This is a genomic window from Limosilactobacillus walteri, assembly GCF_014830205.1.
Taxonomy (GTDB): domain Bacteria; phylum Bacillota; class Bacilli; order Lactobacillales; family Lactobacillaceae; genus Limosilactobacillus; species Limosilactobacillus walteri.
In genome coordinates this window covers 1-19,289 of record NZ_QORN01000009.1, presented here as the reverse complement: position 1 = coordinate 19,289, position 19,289 = coordinate 1, and the positions used below count along the sequence as shown (strand labels likewise).

18 protein-coding genes are annotated in these 19,289 nt (G+C 41.9%); all 18 read left to right on the top strand.

Going from position 1 to position 19,289, the window contains the following annotated elements; all coding sequences use genetic code 11:
• Positions 1-28 precede the first annotated feature (28 nt).
• The 18 genes from DTK66_RS02960 to tyrS all read left to right on the top strand — a co-directional run bounded on the left by DTK66_RS02960 (position 29) and on the right by tyrS (position 18,998).
• The gene (locus DTK66_RS02960) at positions 29-1,303 is read left to right on the top strand and encodes a homoserine dehydrogenase (protein WP_191667731.1); all 1,275 of its coding nucleotides are present in this window, start codon (positions 29-31) and stop codon (positions 1,301-1,303) included.
• A 9-nt stretch (positions 1,304-1,312) separates the two neighbouring features.
• Positions 1,313-2,173, top strand: a complete 861-nt coding sequence (gene thrB / locus DTK66_RS02955; protein ID WP_191667730.1) for a homoserine kinase — start codon at positions 1,313-1,315, stop codon at positions 2,171-2,173.
• A 206-nt stretch (positions 2,174-2,379) separates the two neighbouring features.
• Complete coding sequence (gene purE, locus DTK66_RS02950) at positions 2,380-2,865, top strand: 5-(carboxyamino)imidazole ribonucleotide mutase (protein ID WP_191667729.1); 486 nt, start codon at positions 2,380-2,382, stop codon at positions 2,863-2,865.
• Positions 2,852-3,982 (top strand): 5-(carboxyamino)imidazole ribonucleotide synthase, encoded by a 1,131-nt coding sequence (purK, locus tag DTK66_RS02945; RefSeq protein ID WP_438268341.1) that lies wholly within the window; start codon positions 2,852-2,854, stop codon positions 3,980-3,982. Before purE ends, purK begins: the two co-directional genes overlap by 14 nt.
• A gap of 70 nt (positions 3,983-4,052) precedes the next feature.
• Entirely contained in the window at positions 4,053-5,348 is a 1,296-nt protein-coding gene (gene purB, locus DTK66_RS02940) for an adenylosuccinate lyase (RefSeq protein WP_191667727.1), read from the top strand.
• Between the two features lie 300 nt (positions 5,349-5,648).
• Positions 5,649-6,377, top strand: a complete 729-nt coding sequence (locus DTK66_RS02935) for a phosphoribosylaminoimidazolesuccinocarboxamide synthase (protein WP_191667726.1) — start codon at positions 5,649-5,651, stop codon at positions 6,375-6,377.
• The gene (gene purS / locus DTK66_RS02930) at positions 6,370-6,618 is read left to right on the top strand and encodes a phosphoribosylformylglycinamidine synthase subunit PurS (protein WP_153930313.1); all 249 of its coding nucleotides are present in this window, start codon (positions 6,370-6,372) and stop codon (positions 6,616-6,618) included. Before DTK66_RS02935 ends, purS begins: the two co-directional genes overlap by 8 nt.
• Positions 6,619-7,299 carry a phosphoribosylformylglycinamidine synthase subunit PurQ gene (gene purQ, locus DTK66_RS02925; RefSeq protein WP_191667725.1) on the top strand — a complete coding sequence of 227 codons (681 nt, stop codon included), beginning with the start codon at positions 6,619-6,621 and terminating at the stop codon, positions 7,297-7,299.
• Positions 7,300-7,302: 3 nt separating this feature from the next.
• Positions 7,303-9,531 carry a phosphoribosylformylglycinamidine synthase subunit PurL gene (gene purL / locus DTK66_RS02920; protein WP_191667724.1) on the top strand — a complete coding sequence of 743 codons (2,229 nt, stop codon included), beginning with the start codon at positions 7,303-7,305 and terminating at the stop codon, positions 9,529-9,531.
• The gene (gene purF, locus DTK66_RS02915) at positions 9,507-10,970 is read left to right on the top strand and encodes an amidophosphoribosyltransferase (protein ID WP_191667723.1); all 1,464 of its coding nucleotides are present in this window, start codon (positions 9,507-9,509) and stop codon (positions 10,968-10,970) included. The genes purL and purF overlap by 25 nt, the downstream gene beginning before the upstream one ends.
• Positions 10,967-12,013 carry a phosphoribosylformylglycinamidine cyclo-ligase gene (gene purM, locus DTK66_RS02910; protein ID WP_191667722.1) on the top strand — a complete coding sequence of 349 codons (1,047 nt, stop codon included), beginning with the start codon at positions 10,967-10,969 and terminating at the stop codon, positions 12,011-12,013. Before purF ends, purM begins: the two co-directional genes overlap by 4 nt.
• Entirely contained in the window at positions 12,014-12,592 is a 579-nt protein-coding gene (gene purN, locus DTK66_RS10945; RefSeq protein WP_153930310.1) for a phosphoribosylglycinamide formyltransferase, read from the top strand. It begins immediately after the preceding gene.
• Positions 12,593-12,595: 3 nt separating this feature from the next.
• Positions 12,596-14,134, top strand: a complete 1,539-nt coding sequence (gene purH / locus DTK66_RS02905; RefSeq protein WP_225208971.1) for a bifunctional phosphoribosylaminoimidazolecarboxamide formyltransferase/IMP cyclohydrolase — start codon at positions 12,596-12,598, stop codon at positions 14,132-14,134.
• A gap of 17 nt (positions 14,135-14,151) precedes the next feature.
• Complete coding sequence (gene purD, locus DTK66_RS02900; RefSeq protein ID WP_191667721.1) at positions 14,152-15,408, top strand: phosphoribosylamine--glycine ligase; 1,257 nt, start codon at positions 14,152-14,154, stop codon at positions 15,406-15,408.
• Positions 15,409-15,506: 98 nt separating this feature from the next.
• Positions 15,507-16,193 (top strand): 2,3-diphosphoglycerate-dependent phosphoglycerate mutase, encoded by a 687-nt coding sequence (locus tag DTK66_RS02895; protein WP_153710783.1) that lies wholly within the window; start codon positions 15,507-15,509, stop codon positions 16,191-16,193.
• A 161-nt stretch (positions 16,194-16,354) separates the two neighbouring features.
• On the top strand, positions 16,355-17,404 hold the full coding sequence (locus DTK66_RS02890; RefSeq protein ID WP_191667720.1) for a hypothetical protein: 1,050 nt from the start codon (positions 16,355-16,357) through the stop codon (positions 17,402-17,404).
• 75 nt (positions 17,405-17,479) lie between these two features.
• On the top strand, positions 17,480-17,635 hold the full coding sequence (locus DTK66_RS02885) for a hypothetical protein (RefSeq protein WP_172971257.1): 156 nt from the start codon (positions 17,480-17,482) through the stop codon (positions 17,633-17,635).
• 112 nt (positions 17,636-17,747) lie between these two features.
• Complete coding sequence (gene tyrS, locus DTK66_RS02880) at positions 17,748-18,998, top strand: tyrosine--tRNA ligase (protein WP_191667719.1); 1,251 nt, start codon at positions 17,748-17,750, stop codon at positions 18,996-18,998.
• The last annotated feature ends 291 nt before the right edge of the window (positions 18,999-19,289 follow it).

Here is a 19,289-nt window from a genome sequence, read left to right as displayed (position 1 = left end):
AAAAACAATGAGAAACTGAGGCGGGAAAATGAAAAATATTAAACTAGGACTCCTTGGCCTAGGAACGGTCGGGTCTGGAGTTTTACAGATGGTGCAACAAAATGCAGATAAGATTCTCGATGTTACTGGGTGTGAGTTAACAATCAAAACAGCCTTGGTTCGGAATCCTGCTAAGTATAGTCAATATGCTAATGAAACTTCTTTAACGACTAACTTTGATGAGATTCTAAATGATGATGAAATAAAAATTGTCGTTGAACTGATGGGGGGAATTCATCCCGCTAAAGAATATATTACAACCTTATTAAGAAATCATAAGAATGTTGTTACAGCGAACAAGGATTTGATTGCATCTTACGGCCCGGAATTGATGACGGTCGCGCACGAAAACCACTGTGACCTTATGTTTGAGGCAAGCGTGGCGGGTGGGATTCCTATTTTACGAACGATTGCTAATAGCTTTACCGCAGATAAAGTCAAGGAAGTAAAGGGGATCGTGAATGGAACAACTAATTACATCTTGACGCAAATGAGCCAGCAGGGATGGTCATATCAGCAAGCATTAGCGCAGGCGCAACAACTGGGATTTGCAGAAAGCAATCCAACTAATGATGTGACTGGTAAGGATGCGGCGTACAAGATGATTATCTTAAGCCAATTTGCATTTGGTACCCAGTTAGATATTAAGGATATTGCCGTGGAGGGGATTGACCAATTGAGTGACGCCGATGTTCGGCAAGCCGCGGCATTCGGATATGTAATTAAATTATTAGGAATTGCCAAGTTAGTTAATAACGGGGTATTCGTTGAAGTTGGGCCGGTATTAATTTCGCGTAATCATCCCTTGGCAACAATCAACGATGAATTTAATGCCGTAATGGTTACAGCTCAAGCAGTTGGTGATACGCTCTTTTATGGCCGGGGTGCTGGCGGACTCCCTACTGCTAATAGTGTGTTGAGTGATATTACGACGGTAACTAAAAATATTGTTCTTGGAACTAATGGGAACCTTTTCAATAACTATCAGCAACCATATATCCCAGCAAAACTCGCTGATATAAAGTACCCGTACTACCTATCACTTACTTTGCCCGATGTTCCTGGACAAATGTTGAAGTTAACGCAAATGATGACGGATGTTAATGCTAGTTTTCGTGAAATAACCCAGACGAAAGATGGTCAAATTGCTCACATTGCGATTATTACCCACCGAATGAGTAAGGAGCAATTACTAGCATTGCTCACAAAAGTGGATAATGACCAGTCAATTAATTTGTCAGCGGCTTATAAAGTGATGGAATAGGGGGATATCATGATTATTCAAGTACCTGCTTCTAGTGCAAACCTCGGTCCCGGCTTTGACTCGATTGGTATTGCGGTTTCCTTATACTTAAAATTAGAAGTTCTGGGGCCCAGTGATAACTGGCAAGTTGACCATCAGCTTGGGAAGCTTCCCCATGATGAGACGAATATGATTGTAACAACTGCACTAAGCGTCGCATCAGATTTACCACCACAGCATCTGCGGGTAGTAAGTGATATTCCAGTAACACATGGCTTAGGAAGCAGTTCAAGTGCAATTGTGGCAGGGGTTGAATTAGCAAATCAGCTGAAAGAGCTACACCTAAGCAAAGAAGAAAAAGTTGAGATTGCCAGTCAAATTGAAGGCCATCCAGATAATGTTGCCCCAGCTATTCTAGGCGGTTTAGTAGTCGGCACACATATTAATGGTCACTTTGCCGCGCTTGAAGCGCCCTTGTTTCCATATGATTTTGCTGCGTATATTCCGCCGTATAGCCTAAAAACGGCCGATGCACGGGCAGCCCTGCCATATCAATTGGACTATTCTCAGGCTGTTCACGCTAGTGCAATTGCTAATACTTTTGTTGCCAGCTTATTTACCAAAAATTATGATGTGGCATTTAAATTGATGGAAGCGGACCGTTTTCATGAACCATATCGTAAAGAATTAGTTCCAGAATTAAATCAAATTCGCGAATTAGGGAAAAAACACGGGGCCTTGGCAACATATTTAAGTGGTGCCGGGCCAACAGTAATGACGGTTGTTGATAGGGATAAATATGAATCCTTTGAACAAGCAGTGCATGCTGGGGGATTAGATGGAAAAATCGTTCGCTTACACCCAGATGTTGACGGGGTTAAGTTAATTTAATGGGAGCGGAATGTAATAAAATATAAATGATAGACTCCTGACTCGGATTCGAACTCTGGAGTCTTTTTTTGCGCTTTCGTATTTTTAATATTGCTTATTTGTGTTTATACGAACTATTTTTATTGTTGATGAAATTAAGTTCGATTATTGATTGAATTTAAATAATCTCTTTGTTATCCTTAAAACAGATTTAAGGAGGTAAGATTATGAGCATGGTTAGTGTCGTAATGGGTAGTAAGTCTGATTGGCCAACGGTTAAAGAAGCATGTGCAATATTCGATCAATTTGATATCCCCTATGAGAAAAAGGTGATCTCTGCACACCGGATGCCGAACGAAATGTTCGCCTTTTCGCAAAATGCAGTTGCTGAAGGAATAAAAGTAATTATTGCTTGTGCAGGCGGGGCAGCGCACTTGCCAGGCATGATTGCTGCCAATACGCCCCTCCCGGTGATTGGAATTCCAGGACAAACAAAAGCGCTTGGGGGAATGGATTCACTACTATCAATTGTCCAAATGCCGGCGGGAATTCCCGTTGCTACAACGGCAATTGGGAAGGCTGGTGCCCAAAATGCGGCCTTATTAGCTTTACAGATTTTAGGGATTACCGATAAAAATATTCAACAAAAAATTATTGAATACCGACACCAGATGCATGATCAAGCAGTAGAAAGCGGGGATCACCTTGACTAACTTTATTCCGCAAGGTAAAACTATTGGAATTATCGGTGGGGGACAACTTGGACAGATGATGGCACTTGATGCCAAGCAAACAGGGATGAAGGTGATTATTCTTGACCCAACTCCAGCATGTCCAGCGGGGCAAGTAGCTGATGAACAAATTGTTGCTCCGTATACTAGTATAAAAGCGATAGAAGAATTAGCTGATAAGGCTGATGTGTTAACTTATGAATTTGAAAACGTTGATTTGAAAGCTTTAGAAGATGTTGCTAATCGTGCTTACATCCCACAAGGAACCCGCTTGCTTTATATAACTAAAAATCGCTTGCGTGAAAAAACATTTTTACGTAGGGCAGGGTTAAAAACAGCGCCCTTTTTACCCGTTCATGATGATGTTAGTTTACGAAAAGCTATCAAAATGCTTGGTTATCCAGCAGTCCTAAAGACTAGTGAGGGCGGTTATGATGGCCACGGTCAAGAGGTTCTTCGTAATGATGCGGATTTGCCGAAGTGTTCTGATGTTATTGCCAGTGGCGACTGTATATTAGAAGGATGGGTTCCGTTTAAGCTAGAGTGTTCTGTGATGGTTGGCCGGAATGAAAAGGGCGATACAACGGTCTTTCCTGTTGCCGAAAATATTCATCATAATGAAATCTTACATTTAAGTATTATCCCAGCACGAATCTCAACCACACTACAACAGGCAGCGCAACGGATGGCCTTGAAGATTGCTGAAGCGATGAATTTACGTGGTGTTTTAGGGGTTGAAATGTTTGTAACTGATAGTGGTGAGATCTATGTTAACGAACTAGCTCCACGCCCGCATAATTCAGGCCACTATTCGATTGAGGCCTGCAATTTTTCTCAATTTGCAATTCATAATCGCGCCATCAGCAACTGGCCATTACCAAAGATTGAATTATTGAAACCAGCGGTAATGGTTAATGTTTTGGGGCAGCATGTCGCGGGGGTCCGTGCAGTTATTAAAGACAAAGCTGACTGGCATTTCCATGATTATGGTAAGGCTGCAATAAGGCATAATCGTAAGATGGGACATGTTACAATCTTAACTGATGATATAACAACAACTTTAGCAGAAATTGACAATACAGGAATTTGGATTAATTAAAGTTCGTCTTTACGGAAGTAGTACGACTATGCGATAATACGTTTAGACAAAATAGAGAGGATTTTAACTGATGATTGATCGTTACACGAGTCCAGAAATGAAGAAAATTTGGAGCCTTGAGACGCAATACCAATGTTGGCTAGATGTTGAGATTGCAGCTGATGAGGCTTGGAGTAAGCTTGGGCATATTCCGGCAGAAGATGTTGAAAAGATTAGGAAAAATGCAAAGTTTTCTGTAGAAGGAATTGCTGAAATTGAAGCAGTTACTCACCATGACGTGATTGCATTTACCCGTGATGTTTCAAAATCACTTGGTCCCGAACGGAAGTGGGTTCACTATGGGATGACCAGTACTGATGTTGTTGATACGGCACAGGGATTGCGGTTAAAAAAGGCGAACGATATCTTACGGCAGGATATTGACAACTTTATATCAGTGTTAAAAGAGCTTGCGGAAAAATATAAGTATACCGTATGCATGGGACGGACACATGGTGTGCATGCTGAACCGACAACATTTGGTTTGAAAGCAGCACGTTGGTACTCCGAAATGAAACGAAATAAAGAACGGTTTGAACATGCCGCAAAGGGTGTTGAAGCTGGAAAAATTTCAGGTGCTGTGGGGACTTTTGCGGAAATCGATCCATTTGTCGAAGAATATGTCTGCAAGAAGCTAGGCTTACGACCGCAAGAAATTTCGACCCAAGTGCTTCCACGGGATTTACATGCGGAATATATTACGACAATTGCTTTGATTGGGACAAGCATGGAGGAAATGGCTACTGAGATTCGTTCCCTACAACGAACTGAAATTCATGAAGTTGAAGAACACTTTGCTAAGGGCCAAAAGGGTTCATCGGCAATGCCGCATAAACGTAATCCAATCGGGTCAGAAAATATTACCGGATGTGCGCGGATGTTGCGCGGATTCATGATTCCGGCATATGAAGACGTATCATTATGGCATGAACGGGATATTTCGCATTCCAGTGCTGAACGAATGATTTTGCCAGACGCTACTTCGCTGCTTGATTACATGTTGCGGCGCTTCGGACGGATCTTGCAAAATCTTGATGTCTTCCCGGAGACGATGAAAAAGAATATGGATAAAACGCTTGGCTTGATTTATAGCGGTCGGGTACTTTTGAAGTTAGTGAATAGTGGAATGACCCGTGAAGCGGCTTATGATCTGATTCAGCCATATACTGCCAAGTGCTGGGCTGAACAGGTTCCATTCCGCCCATTGCTTGAGGATGATCCAGTGATTCAAAAGCAATTAACCAAGGATGACCTTAACGATGCGTTTGACTATCATTGGCATTTGCGTCATATTGACGATATTTATAAGCGATTAGGTTTAGAATAGTAAATTCCACGATTAGACTTGATAATATTGAAAATAAAATAATAGAGAGCGTAAAGAGGACTCTAGCGTTCGGATTTTCCGAATACTAGAGTTTTTTTATGTCCTGCTAGGAAAATTAGCAAACAACCTATTATGTTATTTAATAAAAGACGAACTTTTTAAATGAATGCAATTAAAATTAATCGTATTTTTTGTTGACAGCCCTAGGGAAGAGATAGTATATTTATTTTGTGAAATAACGAATTTCAAACGTTTATATTGATATATTGTTCGTATTTACTGAAAGGAAGTTCCCCGAAAATGGAAAAATTGTTATACACCGGGAAAGCAAAGCAGATGTGGCAGACGACGGATCCGGATGTCCTAAGGGTTGTGTATTTAGACCAGGCGACAGCATTGAATGGCAAGCAAAAAGACCATTTTGTTGGGAAAGGAGCGGCTGCTAATGCAATTTCCACGCTTGTTTTTCAGTATTTAATAAATCATGGAATCAAAACTCACTTCCTCAAAAAAGTTGCTCCTAATGAAGATCTTGTAAAAAAATGTCAAATGTTCCCGCTGGAATTTGTGACAAGGAATGTTGTTGCAGGGCATTTTGCCAGCCGATATGGTCTTCAAGAGGGACAGTTATTAGTTGAGCCGGTTGAAGAAACTTTTTATAAGAGCGATGAATTAGATGATCCTTTTATCAACGAGTCAGCTACGATTGCTCTTAAGATTGCTACTCATCAGGAAATCGTACGAATGTGGAATATTTGTCGAGAAGTAAATGGCTTGCTTAAGCTGCTGTTTGCCAAGGCGGGCCTTCAATTAGTCGACTTTAAACTTGAATTTGGCCGGTTGAGTAATGGTGAAGTTGTTCTTGCTGATGAGTTTTCACCTGACAACTGCCGTTTATGGGACTTATCCACTGGCCAACATATGGATAAGGATGTTTATCGCCGGCAACTTGCTGATTTGACCCAAACATATGCTGAAGTATTAGAACGACTACAAGGAGCAATCGAGGAGGAAAATCAAAATGACTAACGTTCGGATTTTCGTAACATATAAACAATCAGTTTTCGATCCACAGGGAGAAACAATCAAAACGGCCATTCATTCCCTTGGTCACGATGAAGTAACGAGTATCAAAGTTGGTAAATTTTTTGATGTTACATTAGCAGCCACAGGAAGTGATGTTGTGACAGCAGTCAAAGAAATTGCTGACCAACTCCTGGTTAACTTTAATATGGAAACTTACACCTACCAAGTGATGGAGGAAGCTTAAATGAAAATAGCGGTCATTGTCTTTCCAGGGTCTAATTGTGATATTGACTTATATGAGGCGCTGCACGCGGTATGTCATGCGGACGTAGAGTATGTATCACATCGCGAAACAAGTTTAACGGGCTTTGATGCCGTGATGTTACCCGGTGGTTTTTCTTATGGCGATTATTTACGGGCCGGAGCGATTGCTCGATTCACGAATATTATGCCAGCGATTGTAAAAATGGCGAATGCCGGCAAGCCGGTATTTGGAACTTGCAATGGTTTTCAGATTTTAACGGAGGCTGGTTTGTTGCCGGGAGCGTTGAAGCGTAATGATAACCAACGCTTTATCTGCCGGACGATTCCGCTTGAAGTAGTAAATAACCAAACGATTTTTACTACACAATATTGTTCGCGTGAACGAATTGCGTTACCAATTGCGCACGCGGATGGCAGCTATTACGCTGATGAGGAAACCCTTGACCGGCTGGAAGCTAACAATCAGGTTGTCTTCCGATATGCCGCGGAGAACCCGAATGGCAGTCTGCGAAATATTGCTGGAATCACAAATGAGCGAGGAAATGTCTTAGGAATGATGCCTCATCCAGAAAGAGCAGTTGAAGCAATTCTTGGTAGTGTTGATGGTTTACGGTTATTCAAGTCCTTGCTAGAAAACGGCAAAGTTAGAACGGAGGCATAATCAATGAAGCAAGCGATGACCCCAGAAGAAATCAAAGAACAAAAGCCATATTTAGATTGGAGCTTGTCGGAAGCAGAGTATGACTATATTCGGACTCAATTATTAGGGCGCCTGCCAAATTATACTGAAACCGGCTTGTTCGCTGCGATGTGGAGTGAACATTGTTCTTACAAAAAATCAAAATCAGTTTTGCGGCTCTTTCCGAATAAAAACGAACGGGTATTACAGGGCCCAGGTGAGGGTGCAGGGGTTGTTGATATTGATGATGGTCAGGCGGTTGTTTTTAAAGCAGAAAGCCATAACCACCCTACAACTGTTGAACCATATCAGGGGGCTGCAACGGGGATTGGCGGAATTTTGCGCGATATTTTTAGTATGGGCGCACGACCGATTGCTTCACTTGATTCTCTGCATTTTGGAGAGTTAACTGACCCATTGATGCGGATGAAGGTTGAAGCGACAGTTCGCGGAATTGGGGATTATGGTAATTGTATGGGAATTCCGACAGTTGCTGGGGAAATAACCTTTGATTCGTGCTACCAAGGCAATCTTTTATGTAATGCAATGAGTGTTGGCTTGATGGACCAAAAGGATATTCAACAAGGACGCGCGGCGGGAATTGGCAATGCAGTAATGTATGTTGGTGCTAAGACTGGTCGTGATGGCATTCATGGGGCTACTTTTGCTTCAACTGATTTTAGTGACGAAAACGAAACGCAACGTTCTGCAGTTCAAGTTGGCGACCCCTTTATGGAAAAATTATTATTAGAAGCGTGCCTAGACTTGATTACTAAGCATCCTGCTTGGCTTGTCGGCATTCAGGACATGGGAGCCGCCGGAATTGTTTCTTCAAGTGCTGAAATGGCATCAGAGGGAAAAAGCGGGATGGAGCTAAATCTTGACTTGGTTCCCCAACGTGAGCCGCATATGTCAGCCTATGAAATTATGCTAAGTGAATCGCAAGAGCGGATGCTTCTCTGCGTAAAAAAGGGAAACGAAGAAGATGTTAAAAAGATCTTTGACCTTTATGGGCTTGAAGCTGTAACGATTGGCCGAATAACAGCAGGTCATGACTACGTATTATTTCATGATGGCGAAGAAGTGTGCCATCTTCCAGTGGCCAGCCTAACTGATGATGTACTGGAAGAAGAAAGTATGGAGAGAAAGCCTGCCCGAATTGAAGAAGCAGAGAAACAGTCAGCATGGGAACCGCATATTACTAATATTGAAAGCACCTTAGCTGACCTATTGCAGCAACCGACAATTGCAGATAAGGCGAGTCTATACTGGCAATATGATTCACAGGTACGAACCAATACCGTAGTTGGCCCCGGAAGTGATGCTGGCGTAATCCGAATTCGTGGTACGAAAAAGGGATTAGCAATGACTACTGATGGTAATGGCCGGTTTGTCTACCTTAATCCTGAAGTTGGCGGGCAGATGGCCTTGGTAGAGGCAGCCGCCAATATTATTGCTAGTGGTGCCCAGCCATTAGCAATCACTGATTGTCTAAATTATGGCGATCCTAATGATCCTGAGATTTTCTGGGAACTTCACCAATCTGTGCAGGGGATGGCGGATGCTTGCCGTGAATTTAACACTCCAGTTATTTCTGGAAATGTATCGTTATATAACGAAAATAATGGGCGGGCAATCCATCCCACACCGATGGTCGGTATGGTTGGGCTGATTAAGAATATCGATCGAGTGATTCCTTCATTTGTTCAGCATCCGAGCGACAAAGTCTACTTAGTCGGCAAGACGAGAGATGACTTTGCTGGTTCTGAATTACAAAAGATGATGATTGGTGGTATTAGCGGGGTGGTGAAACCATTTGACCTCAGTCACACTCATGATTACATGAAACGCCTTTTAGCGGTTATGGAAACGGGGCATGTTGCCAGTGCTCATGATTTAAGCGAAGGAGGCCTCGGCGTAGCCCTAGCAGAGATGCTCTTTCACACTGATTTGGGTTTAGATTTAACCCTGCCAATGATTAATGCCGATCAATTCTTTAGCGAAAGCCCAGGCAGGTTTGTTGTAACGGTGCCAGAACGTGCGATGGCCGAATTTGAAGCAACATTAGCAGGTGATGCAGTTCTGATTGGCGAAGTAACCAATAGTCACTGGCTAGAAGCTAAGTTAGCGAATGGTGAAGTTAATGCGAATGTTTGCGAATTACAGAAAAAATGGGAGGAGGCCATTCCGTGTCAGTTGAAATTAAAGGATTAAATGAGGAATGCGGCGTTTTTGGGATTTTTGGAACACCGGATGCTAGCCAGTTAACTTATTATGGCCTCCATACCTTGCAACATCGTGGTCAAGAAGGGGCAGGAATTGTTTCAACTGATGGCAAAACACTTTACCAACATCGGGACCGTGGATTACTAGCGAAGGTATTTGCTGACCCTGCCGAATTAAAACGATTAGTGGGGGAGGCTGCCATTGGGCATGTTAGGTATGGAACTAGCGGTCATAACTCAATTGCAAATGTTCAACCATTTTTATTTCGTTTTGGTGATGGGGATATTGCCTTAGCGCACAATGGCAATTTAACGAATGCGGTGACTCTGCGACAACAGTTAGAAAATGAAGGAGCAGTTTTTCAATCTGATTCTGATACTGAGATCCTTATCCATCTGATTCGGAAATATATTAATGAGGGATTTATCCCCGCATTAAAAAAGAGCCTTAATCTTATTCATGGTGGCTTTGCATACTTGCTTTTGCAAAAGGACCGGTTAATTGCAGCGTTGGATCCAAACGGAATCCGCCCGTTATGTATTGGACGCTTGGCAAATGGGGCTTACGTTGTTGCTAGTGAGACCTGTGCATTAGATATTATTGACGCTAAGTTCGTTCGCGATGTGCAACCCGGAGAATTGATTACGATCGATCAAGATGGTTTACATATTGATCATTACACAAGGCAGACACAATTAGCGATTTGTTCTATGGAATACATCTACTTTGCTCGGCCCGATTCCATTATCCATGGGGTAACAGTGCATAACGCCCGTAAACGAATGGGAAAACTATTAGCTAAAGAACACCCAGTGGATGCTGACATCGTAATCGGTGTACCTAATTCATCATTATCGGCTGCTAGCGGATATGCTGAAGAAAGCGGCTTACCGTATGAAATGGGGCTAATTAAAAGCCAGTATGTTGCCCGGACCTTTATCCAACCAACCCAAGAGCTTCGTGAACTCGGGGTTCATATGAAATTATCAGCAGTTCGCGGCGTCGTAAAGGGTAAGCGGGTAGCAGTAGTTGATGATTCCATCGTTCGTGGTACTACTTCAAAGCAAATTGTTCAGATGCTCCGTAATGCGGGGGCTAGCGAAGTTCACTTACTGATTGCTTCTCCGCCATTTAAGTTTCCTTGCTTTTATGGGATCGATGTTTCAACCAGATCAGAACTAATGGCTGCGCATTATTCAGTCACAGCAATGTGCGAGAGGGTCGGCGCTGATTCGTTAAACTTTTTGAGCATTGATAGCTTGGTTAAGGCGATTGATGTTCCTGATGCGGGGGATGCTCCTAATGGTGGACTAACGGTTGCCTATTTTAATGGGAAATACCCAACACCACTTTATGATTATGAAAAAGGCTATTTGAAGTCATTAAACGCTCAGGAACGGTTAGCGAGAAAGGAGAACGTGCGATGAGTCGTTACCAAGATGCTGGTGTTGATGTTAATGCGGGCTATGAGCTTGTTCGCCGAATTAAGAATGCTGTTGGATCAACCAATCGTGCGGGGGTTCTTGGTAGTATCGGGAGCTTTGGCGGGATGTTTGATCTCGGAGTATTAAAGGTAAAGCAACCGATCCTTGTAGCAGGGACTGATGGTGTTGGGACCAAATTGCTAATTGCGCAAAAGTTGAATCGCCATAGCACAATTGGGATTGATGTTGTGGCGATGTGTGCTAATGATGTCTTAGCGCAGGGAGCTGAGCCAATTGCTTTTCTTGACTATATTGCTACTGGTCACAATGATCCGGTAAAGATGGCTGAGATTGTAAGCGGCGTGGCGGCTGGTTGTCGTGATGCGCGTGCAGCATTGATTGGCGGTGAAACAGCTGAAATGCCCGATATGTATGCTAAAAATGAGTATGACTTAGCGGGGACAGTGATTGGCATTGCGGAGAAAGAAGAATTACTGACCAATAAGGGACCGCAAAATGGTGATATTTTGATTGGCTTACCTTCAAGCGGTCTGCATTCTAATGGTTTTTCACTAGTACGGCAAATCTTATTTAAGGACCATAGGGTTAACTTCACTGCTCGTCCTGTTGAACTTGCTGGTCAGATGGTTGGAGAAGCACTTTTGACGCCGACTAAAATATATGTTCAACCAGTCTTACCGTTAATCCACCAGCACCTAGTTCGTGGAATCAGCCATATTACTGGTGGCGGTTTGATTGAGAATGTTCCACGGATGCTTGGTGAAAACTTACAAGCAGTGATTGATAGCAAACGCTGGCCCCACCAACCGATTTTTGACTATTTACGGGTACTAGGAAAGCTTTCGCCGGAAGATTGTTTTCAAACATTTAACATGGGAATTGGCATGGTGTTAGCAGTTGCCCCTAATGATGTTGAACAAGTTGAAAAAATATTAGAACAACAGCAGATGCCAACTTATCAAATTGGTTACATCCGCCATTGCTTGCCAACTGCTGACAAAATTAAGATTAAGCGAGGAAAGTAAATGAGAGTTGCAGTTTTTGCATCAGGAAATGGTACTAATTTTGAAGTGTTGGCAAACCATTTTAAAAATAAAGATATCCCAGGTGAGTTGGTCCTGCTATTTTGCAATCACCCAGATGCTTATGTAGTAAAAAGGGCGAAACGGCTACGAATACCAGTGGAAGTTTTTACGGTTAAATCTTGTGGGAGTAAGCAGCAGTATGAAGAAAAACTGCTAGGACTTTTACAAAAATATCAAATTGATTTTATTGCCTTAGCCGGGTACTTACGGGTGGTTGGGCCGACAATTTTGGACCACTATGCTCATCGGATTATTAACCTTCACCCAGCATGGCTGCCTGAGTATCCGGGATTGCACTCGATTGAACGAGCGTTTGACGATCGGCGGGCACAAACAGGCGTTACTGTGCACTATATCGATGCTGACTTGGATTCGGGTCCAATCATCATGCAAGAACACGTCCCTATTTTACCTACTGACACGGTTGAAACTCTTGAAGAGCGGGTTCATGAGACTGAACATCGTCTTTACCCGCAAGCATTAAAAAAAGCGCTAGAAAATGAAAAGGAGCAAGGTTAACCTATGAAACGAGCATTAGTTAGTGTATCGGATAAGACAGATTTGATTCCGTTTGTTAACGGGCTAGCAGAGAATGGCTTTGAAATTGTATCAACAGGTGGTACTAAACGAATACTGGATGAAGCAGGAATTAAGACCATTGGCATTGAAGATGTTACCCATTTTCCTGAAATCCTTGATGGGCGGGTAAAAACGCTCAACCCATATGTTCACGGCGGCTTGTTAGCGCGACGTGATTTGCCGGAACATATGGCAACGTTAGAAAAGTTCGCCATTACTCCGATTGACTTAGTTTGCGTTAACCTCTATCCATTTAAAGGAACGATTGAAAAGCCAGACGTACAATTAGCAGATGCAATTGAAAAGATTGATATTGGTGGTCCAAGCATGGTGCGGTCGGCTGCTAAAAATTATCGGGATGTGACGGTGGTTGTTGACAAAAACGATTATCAAGAAGTTTTACACCAAATTACAGAAAACGATTCTACAACATTGGAGTTACGGATGAAATTAGCTGCGAAAGCCTTTCGTCATACGGCTGCTTATGATGCCCTTATCTCCCAATATCTTACTAACTTAGATGGGCTGGCCAATCCAGAAAAACTAACATTAACGTGGAATCTTAAAGAAACCATGCGTTATGGTGAAAACAGTCACCAACAGGCTTGGCTGTATGAGGATGCTTTACCAAAGAGCTTCTCTGTTTTACAAGCGCAGCAATTACATGGCAAGAAGCTTTCTTACAATAATATTAAGGATGCTGATGAAGCGTTGCGGTGTATCCGTGAATTTGAGGAGCCTACCGTGGTGGCAATGAAACACATGAATCCTTGTGGGATTGGGCGGGGTGCCACAATCGAGCAAGCATGGGAACGAGCATATGCGGCTGATTTAGTTTCGATCTTTGGCGGTGTGATAGCGCTAAATCGGCAAGTAGACTTAGTGACTGCCGAAAAGATGCATCATATTTTCTTAGAAATCGTGATTGCGCCAGGTTTTGATGATGATGCCTATCAATTATTAGCCAGAAAGAAAAATATTCGGTTGCTTACTCTTGACTTTAGTAAAAAAGATGAACCAGCGAAGCGTGAAATTGTTTCAGTAATGGGTGGAATACTTCTTCAAGAACAAGATACCTTAGCAGAGGATTATCATGATTGGCAATGTGTTACGACGATTCAACCGACAGAAGATCAGTTAAAGAGTCTAATGTTTGCTTGGAAGGCAGTTAAACACGCCAAGTCTAATGCGATTGTGTTAGCAAATGATGAACGGACTCTCGGAATTGGCGAAGGCCAGCCTAATCGAATTGATTCATTAAAAATTGCAGTTGCCCATGCAGAAAATGATATCGATGAGCGAACAGTGATGGCGTCTGACGCATTTTTCCCATTTGGTGATTGCGTTGAATATGCTGGAAAGCATGGAATTAAAGCAGTAGTACAGCCGGGAGGTTCTATCCGTGACCAAGAGTCAATCGATATGGCAAATAAATACGGGATTGCAATGGTTACGACCAGTGTTCGTCATTTTCGCCACTAGGATTTAAGGAGGAGACCATGGCAAAAAAGGTAAATGTGTTGGTTGTCGGTGAAGGTGGTCGTGAATTTGCGATTGCTAAGAAGCTTCAGGAGAGCAGCCATGTTAACCAAGTTTATTGTGCTCCGGGGAATGTGGGCATGACAACGGTTGGCGTTTTACCAGTTGCAATTGCCGAAACGGACTTTGCGCAGTTGATTCAATTTGCTAAAAATCATGGAATTGCATGGACTTTCGTCGGTCCCGAAGATTGCCTTGTTGATGGAATTGTTGACGAGTTCCGGACAGCTGGCTTGAAAGTTTTCGGACCTGATGCGCGATCGGCTCAACTGGAGGGCTCGAAAGATTATGCCCTCAATTTTATGGATAATTATCATGTGCCGACTGCTCGTCATGCAACTTACCGCAACCAAACTGCGGCAATTAATAACATTGACCAATTTGGTTTTCCAGTCGTAATTAAGGAAAATGGTCTTGCTGGCGGAAAAGGCGTAGTAGTAGCACAAGATCGCGCGATAGCAATTAAAACCGTAAAAGAGATGTTTGCTAACGGACAGGCGCGGCTTATTTTAGAGGAATGTTTAGTAGGACCGGAATACTCAATGTTTTTGGTGGTTAGTAATGGTCACTATCGTGTATTACCGATGGCACAAGACCATAAGCGGGCATACGATAATGATGAAGGACCGAATACTGGGGGGATGGGGGCTTATAGTCCATTGCCACAGTTATCTTCGACAGTACGACAACAAATGATCACAAGAGTAGTAGAACCTACTATTAAAGGACTAGCGGCAGGCGGTTACCATTATCATGGAATTTTATATATTGGACTTATTTTGACCGCAACCGGTCCCAAAGTAATTGAATATAACGTTCGTTTGGGAGATCCAGAAACACAAGTGATTTTGCCACGGCTAAAGACCGACTTGTTTGAACTTATTGAAGCGGCAATTAATGATCAACCCTTACCAACGATTGAAGAGCGTCCGATAGCTTGCTTCGGTGTTGTTCTGGCTTCGAAAGGCTATCCGACTAAACCGTTATATGGTCAGCATTTAGGGTGCTTCCCCAATAAAGATAATATTGAAATTGCGTATGCTAATATTACTGGTAAGCTGAACTCGTTACGTGGAGCAGGCGGCAGGTTGTTAATGGTTATTAGCGAGGATCGCTCTTTACAACTAGCTCATAATCAAGTTTATAAATATTTGGCAGAGCTTAACGAGCCCGAATGTTTTTATCGGCATGACATTGGCGCGAAGGCAGGCTTATAGGAATTTAAGTCTCGCTATTGGAATTTACCGGCGAATGGATTAAAATAGTGGAGTAATGCTGTTAAAGCGAGATTTAAGAAGAAAGAGGTCAATTGAACATGGCTAAATTAGTATTAATTCGTCACGGTCAAAGTGAATGGAACTTATCTAACCAATTTACTGGTTGGGTTGATGTTGACTTAAGCGAAAAGGGTGTTGAACAAGCAAAGAACGCTGGTAAGGCCCTTAAAGAACACGGGATTGAATTCGATTACGCTTACACTTCTGTTTTGAAGCGGGCTATCAAGACACTACACTACGCTCTTGAAGAATGTGACCAATTATGGATTCCTGAATACAAGACATGGCGTTTAAATGAACGTCACTACGGCGCACTTCAAGGCCACAACAAGAAGAAAGCTGCCGAAAAATACGGTGACGAACAAGTTCACATTTGGCGTCGTTCATACGATGTATTACCTCCATTGCTAAGTGCTGATGACGAAGGTTCTGCTGCTCAAGACCGTCGTTATGCAAACTTAGACCCACGTGCTATTCCTGGTGGTGAAAACTTAAAGGTTACGTTGGAACGTGTTATTCCATTATGGCAAGACGAGATTGCTCCTAAGCTTTTAGATAACAAGAATGTGATTATCGCTGCCCATGGTAACTCGCTTCGTGCATTGAGCAAGTACATTGAAGATATTTCTGATGAAGATATCATGAACTTGGAAATGGCTACTGGTCAACCAGTTGTTTATGACTTTGATGACAAGCTTAACGTATTGAGCAAGGAAAAGTACTAAAATAATTGGCTTAGATTTACTGTAAAAAGGAACTGCTGAAAATGGCAGTTCCTTTTTGGGTTAACATATGAAAAAACCATGAATAAATTAGTTAATAAATTGTGCTTAAAATGAGTTGTGGTATGATTAACAACAGAATCTAATATATGGAGAGAAATTAAATGAAAATGGAAAAACAACGAACACTCCCGATGAAGGAATTTATTACTTCATTGAAGAAGCTGGTAAAGCCTAATTACTTAAAGGCAATGTGGCCAGTTGCCGGAGTTTCAATTATTTTTATTGCATTAGTATCGATTTTATCGATGTTTAATTCAAATATCGCGGCATCTTTGAGTATGACTGTAATGATGATCATGTATGGGATGGCGTCTCCTGTTACTGTTCTATTCGCGCTGTTAGAAATTTTGGGGATATTTGCGATTATTGCTGCTTTAGCATTCTTCTACTCATTCTTTGTGGTTGCCACGCAATATACTTACCAAGACAAGATGGCGCATCCAGAGCAACCTGTTAGTGCGGGCTCTATTTGGATGCACTATAAGCACTTACGGAAGAATCAACTTTGGCGAATTATCCTTTATATTGGGTTGTTTACATTCTTGTGGAGCCTACCGTTAAATCTTGTCAATGCGTTGCTTGTTTCACGAATTTCGGGGAATGCTGGATTGTACGTTGCATGGATTGTGAGAATCCTTAATGATATCATCATTTTATGGAAGAGTATCGAATATTCACAATCCTACTTCCTTTATCGTGAAAAACAACCTCAATTCCTTGGTCAGTCGATGCGGTATGCGTTAACTGCAAGTCGTCGTTTTATGACAGGACGGAAATGGAATTACTTTGCGATTGTTTTTGTAGTAGAATTTTTACCAATGCTCATTTGGACTTTAATCTTTGGTGGCCTTGCCGTTTATGGGATCTACACAGCTACATACGTTCTCACATATGTAGGGATAATTCTTTTGATTGTCGGTTTGTCTTGTTACTTTCCAGTTGCATATGCAACTGCTGCCTTATATTACAATCGTGCTCGAGCAGGGATGGAAATGGATGTTCTCTTTAAAGATACTTTCAAGCCCGTTGCAGATTTGACTGGTGAAGCATATGTCCATGAGGTTTATGTTGCAAAGCAGCCTGCAGAACAGCCATCACCGGCAGCTAAGAATAAACAAGAAAAGAAGCATGAAGCAAAGAAAGATGAATAAAAAAGAAAGCGGCGATTTATTCGCGGCTTTTTTTCTTCAAAAGATGCTTGACAGTAGCCGGTAAACACAGGTACAATGACGGCAATAATTAAAGGCGATGAAGTAATATTAGTAGTTAGCAGTTGGACATTCAGAGAGCAAGTGGTTATTGAGAACTTAGCCAAGACTGTTGAACGAATTACAATTACTGAGCCTTTCATCATTAGAACGGATCGTCTCGTTATCGACTAGAGTGGTAGCTGTATAAGCAGTTGCAAATCAAGGTGGTAACGCGGTAAATCGTCCCTGACTTCATTGATAGAAGTCAGGGATTTTTTGTATCCGAAATATTTTGGAGGTAAACATGGATATTATTAATGAATTAGAATGGCGCGGTGCCATTAACCAAGTTACTGATGAAGAAGGATTACGCAAGTTAACATCAGAAGATAAGATTGCCCTTTACTGTGGGACGGATCCAACTGGGGATAGTTTGCACATTGGGCATTTAATTCCCTTTATGATTTTGAAACGATTCCAATTAGCCGGTCACCACCCAGTGATTATTATCGGTGGAGGAACAGGGGCAATTGGAGATCCATCTGGGCGAAAGTCTGAACGACAGTTACAAACAATGGAACAAGTCCACCATAATGAAGAAGCATTGACAGCGCAAATGAAGAAATTGTTTGGGACAGAGAACTTTACAATTGTTAATAATTATGATTGGCTGTCGAAGATTAGCTTACTTGATTTTCTTCGAGACTATGGGAAGCTATTCAACATTAATACAATGTTGAATAAGGAAGTAGTGGCTAGTCGTTTAGATGCTGGGATTTCATTTACTGAATTTACATACCAGATTTTACAGTCAATCGACTTCCTTCACCTTTACCGGCATAATGATGTACAGCTACAAATCGGTGGTTCCGATCAATGGGGGAACATTACTGCCGGAATTGATTTGATCCACAAAGTAGAAGGTCCCGATACTAAGGTTTATGGACTAACTATCCCATTAATGCTAAAGGCGGATGGTACTAAATTCGGTAAGACTGCTGGTGGAGCGATATGGCTTGACCCAAAAAAGACGTCGCCATATGAATTCTACCAATTCTGGATCAACCAAGATGACCGTGATGTTGTTAAATATTTGAAATACTTTACCTTCTTATCAAAAGAAGAAATTGACAATTTAGCAGAAAAAGTTAAGAAGGAACCATGGAAGCGGGAAGCTCAACGCCGTTTAGCACAAGAAGTCACGAAGTTTGTCCATGGGCAAGAAGCGGTCGAAGAAGCAGAACGAATCAGTAAAGCACTTTTCTCTGGAGATGTAGCCGATCTTTCTGTTGCGGAAATTGAGCAAGGCTTTAAGAATATGCCTTCAGTTAACGTTGAAAACAAAAAGGAAAATATTGTGATTTGGTTAACTGAAAATGGAATCGAGCCATCACGTCGTCAAGCACGGCAAGATGTATCAAGTGGTGCTATTCGGATCAATGGCGAAAAAGTTGATGATGTTGATGCTGAAATTGACCCAAGTGCTCATTTTGATGGTAAGTTTGTGATCGTGCGGAAAGGGAAGAAACACTACTATCTTGCACGTGTAAAATAAACATGAATATAAATGTTAGTAAATACGTCTGTAAATTAATTTTTAGGGACGTATTTATTTGTTTTTAAAAGCGAAAAACAAATAAATTTGATAACCTGAGAAAGAAAGTTCATATTTAAAAATTAATTCAAGAATAATGAAAAAAGGTGTTGACGAGAAGGTGAAAGCACGGTATAGTAATTATCGTTGTCAAAACAGTTAAGTGCTGTTACGATGGATTAACAAAAAAGTTAAAAATAATTGTTGACATCAGATTGATGACATGATATAGTAATAAAGTTGCTGATTGAG

What these genes read in the sequence shown, in the direction of transcription:
- DTK66_RS02960 (WP_191667731.1), top strand. Translation starts at nt 29, where the DNA reads ATGAAAAATATTAAACTAGGACTCCTTGGCCTAGGAACGGTCGGGTCT.
- thrB (WP_191667730.1), top strand. Translation starts at nt 1,313, where the DNA reads ATGATTATTCAAGTACCTGCTTCTAGTGCAAACCTCGGTCCCGGCTTT.
- purE (WP_191667729.1), top strand. Translation starts at nt 2,380, where the DNA reads ATGAGCATGGTTAGTGTCGTAATGGGTAGTAAGTCTGATTGGCCAACG.
- purB (WP_191667727.1), top strand. Translation starts at nt 4,053, where the DNA reads ATGATTGATCGTTACACGAGTCCAGAAATGAAGAAAATTTGGAGCCTT.
- DTK66_RS02935 (WP_191667726.1), top strand. Translation starts at nt 5,649, where the DNA reads ATGGAAAAATTGTTATACACCGGGAAAGCAAAGCAGATGTGGCAGACG.
- purS (WP_153930313.1), top strand. Translation starts at nt 6,370, where the DNA reads ATGACTAACGTTCGGATTTTCGTAACATATAAACAATCAGTTTTCGAT.
- purQ (WP_191667725.1), top strand. Translation starts at nt 6,619, where the DNA reads ATGAAAATAGCGGTCATTGTCTTTCCAGGGTCTAATTGTGATATTGAC.
- purL (WP_191667724.1), top strand. Translation starts at nt 7,303, where the DNA reads ATGAAGCAAGCGATGACCCCAGAAGAAATCAAAGAACAAAAGCCATAT.
- purM (WP_191667722.1), top strand. Translation starts at nt 10,967, where the DNA reads ATGAGTCGTTACCAAGATGCTGGTGTTGATGTTAATGCGGGCTATGAG.
- purN (WP_153930310.1), top strand. Translation starts at nt 12,014, where the DNA reads ATGAGAGTTGCAGTTTTTGCATCAGGAAATGGTACTAATTTTGAAGTG.
- purH (WP_225208971.1), top strand. Translation starts at nt 12,596, where the DNA reads ATGAAACGAGCATTAGTTAGTGTATCGGATAAGACAGATTTGATTCCG.
- purD (WP_191667721.1), top strand. Translation starts at nt 14,152, where the DNA reads ATGGCAAAAAAGGTAAATGTGTTGGTTGTCGGTGAAGGTGGTCGTGAA.
- DTK66_RS02895 (WP_153710783.1), top strand. Translation starts at nt 15,507, where the DNA reads ATGGCTAAATTAGTATTAATTCGTCACGGTCAAAGTGAATGGAACTTA.
- DTK66_RS02890 (WP_191667720.1), top strand. Translation starts at nt 16,355, where the DNA reads ATGAAAATGGAAAAACAACGAACACTCCCGATGAAGGAATTTATTACT.
- DTK66_RS02885 (WP_172971257.1), top strand. Translation starts at nt 17,480, where the DNA reads ATGACGGCAATAATTAAAGGCGATGAAGTAATATTAGTAGTTAGCAGT.
- tyrS (WP_191667719.1), top strand. Translation starts at nt 17,748, where the DNA reads ATGGATATTATTAATGAATTAGAATGGCGCGGTGCCATTAACCAAGTT.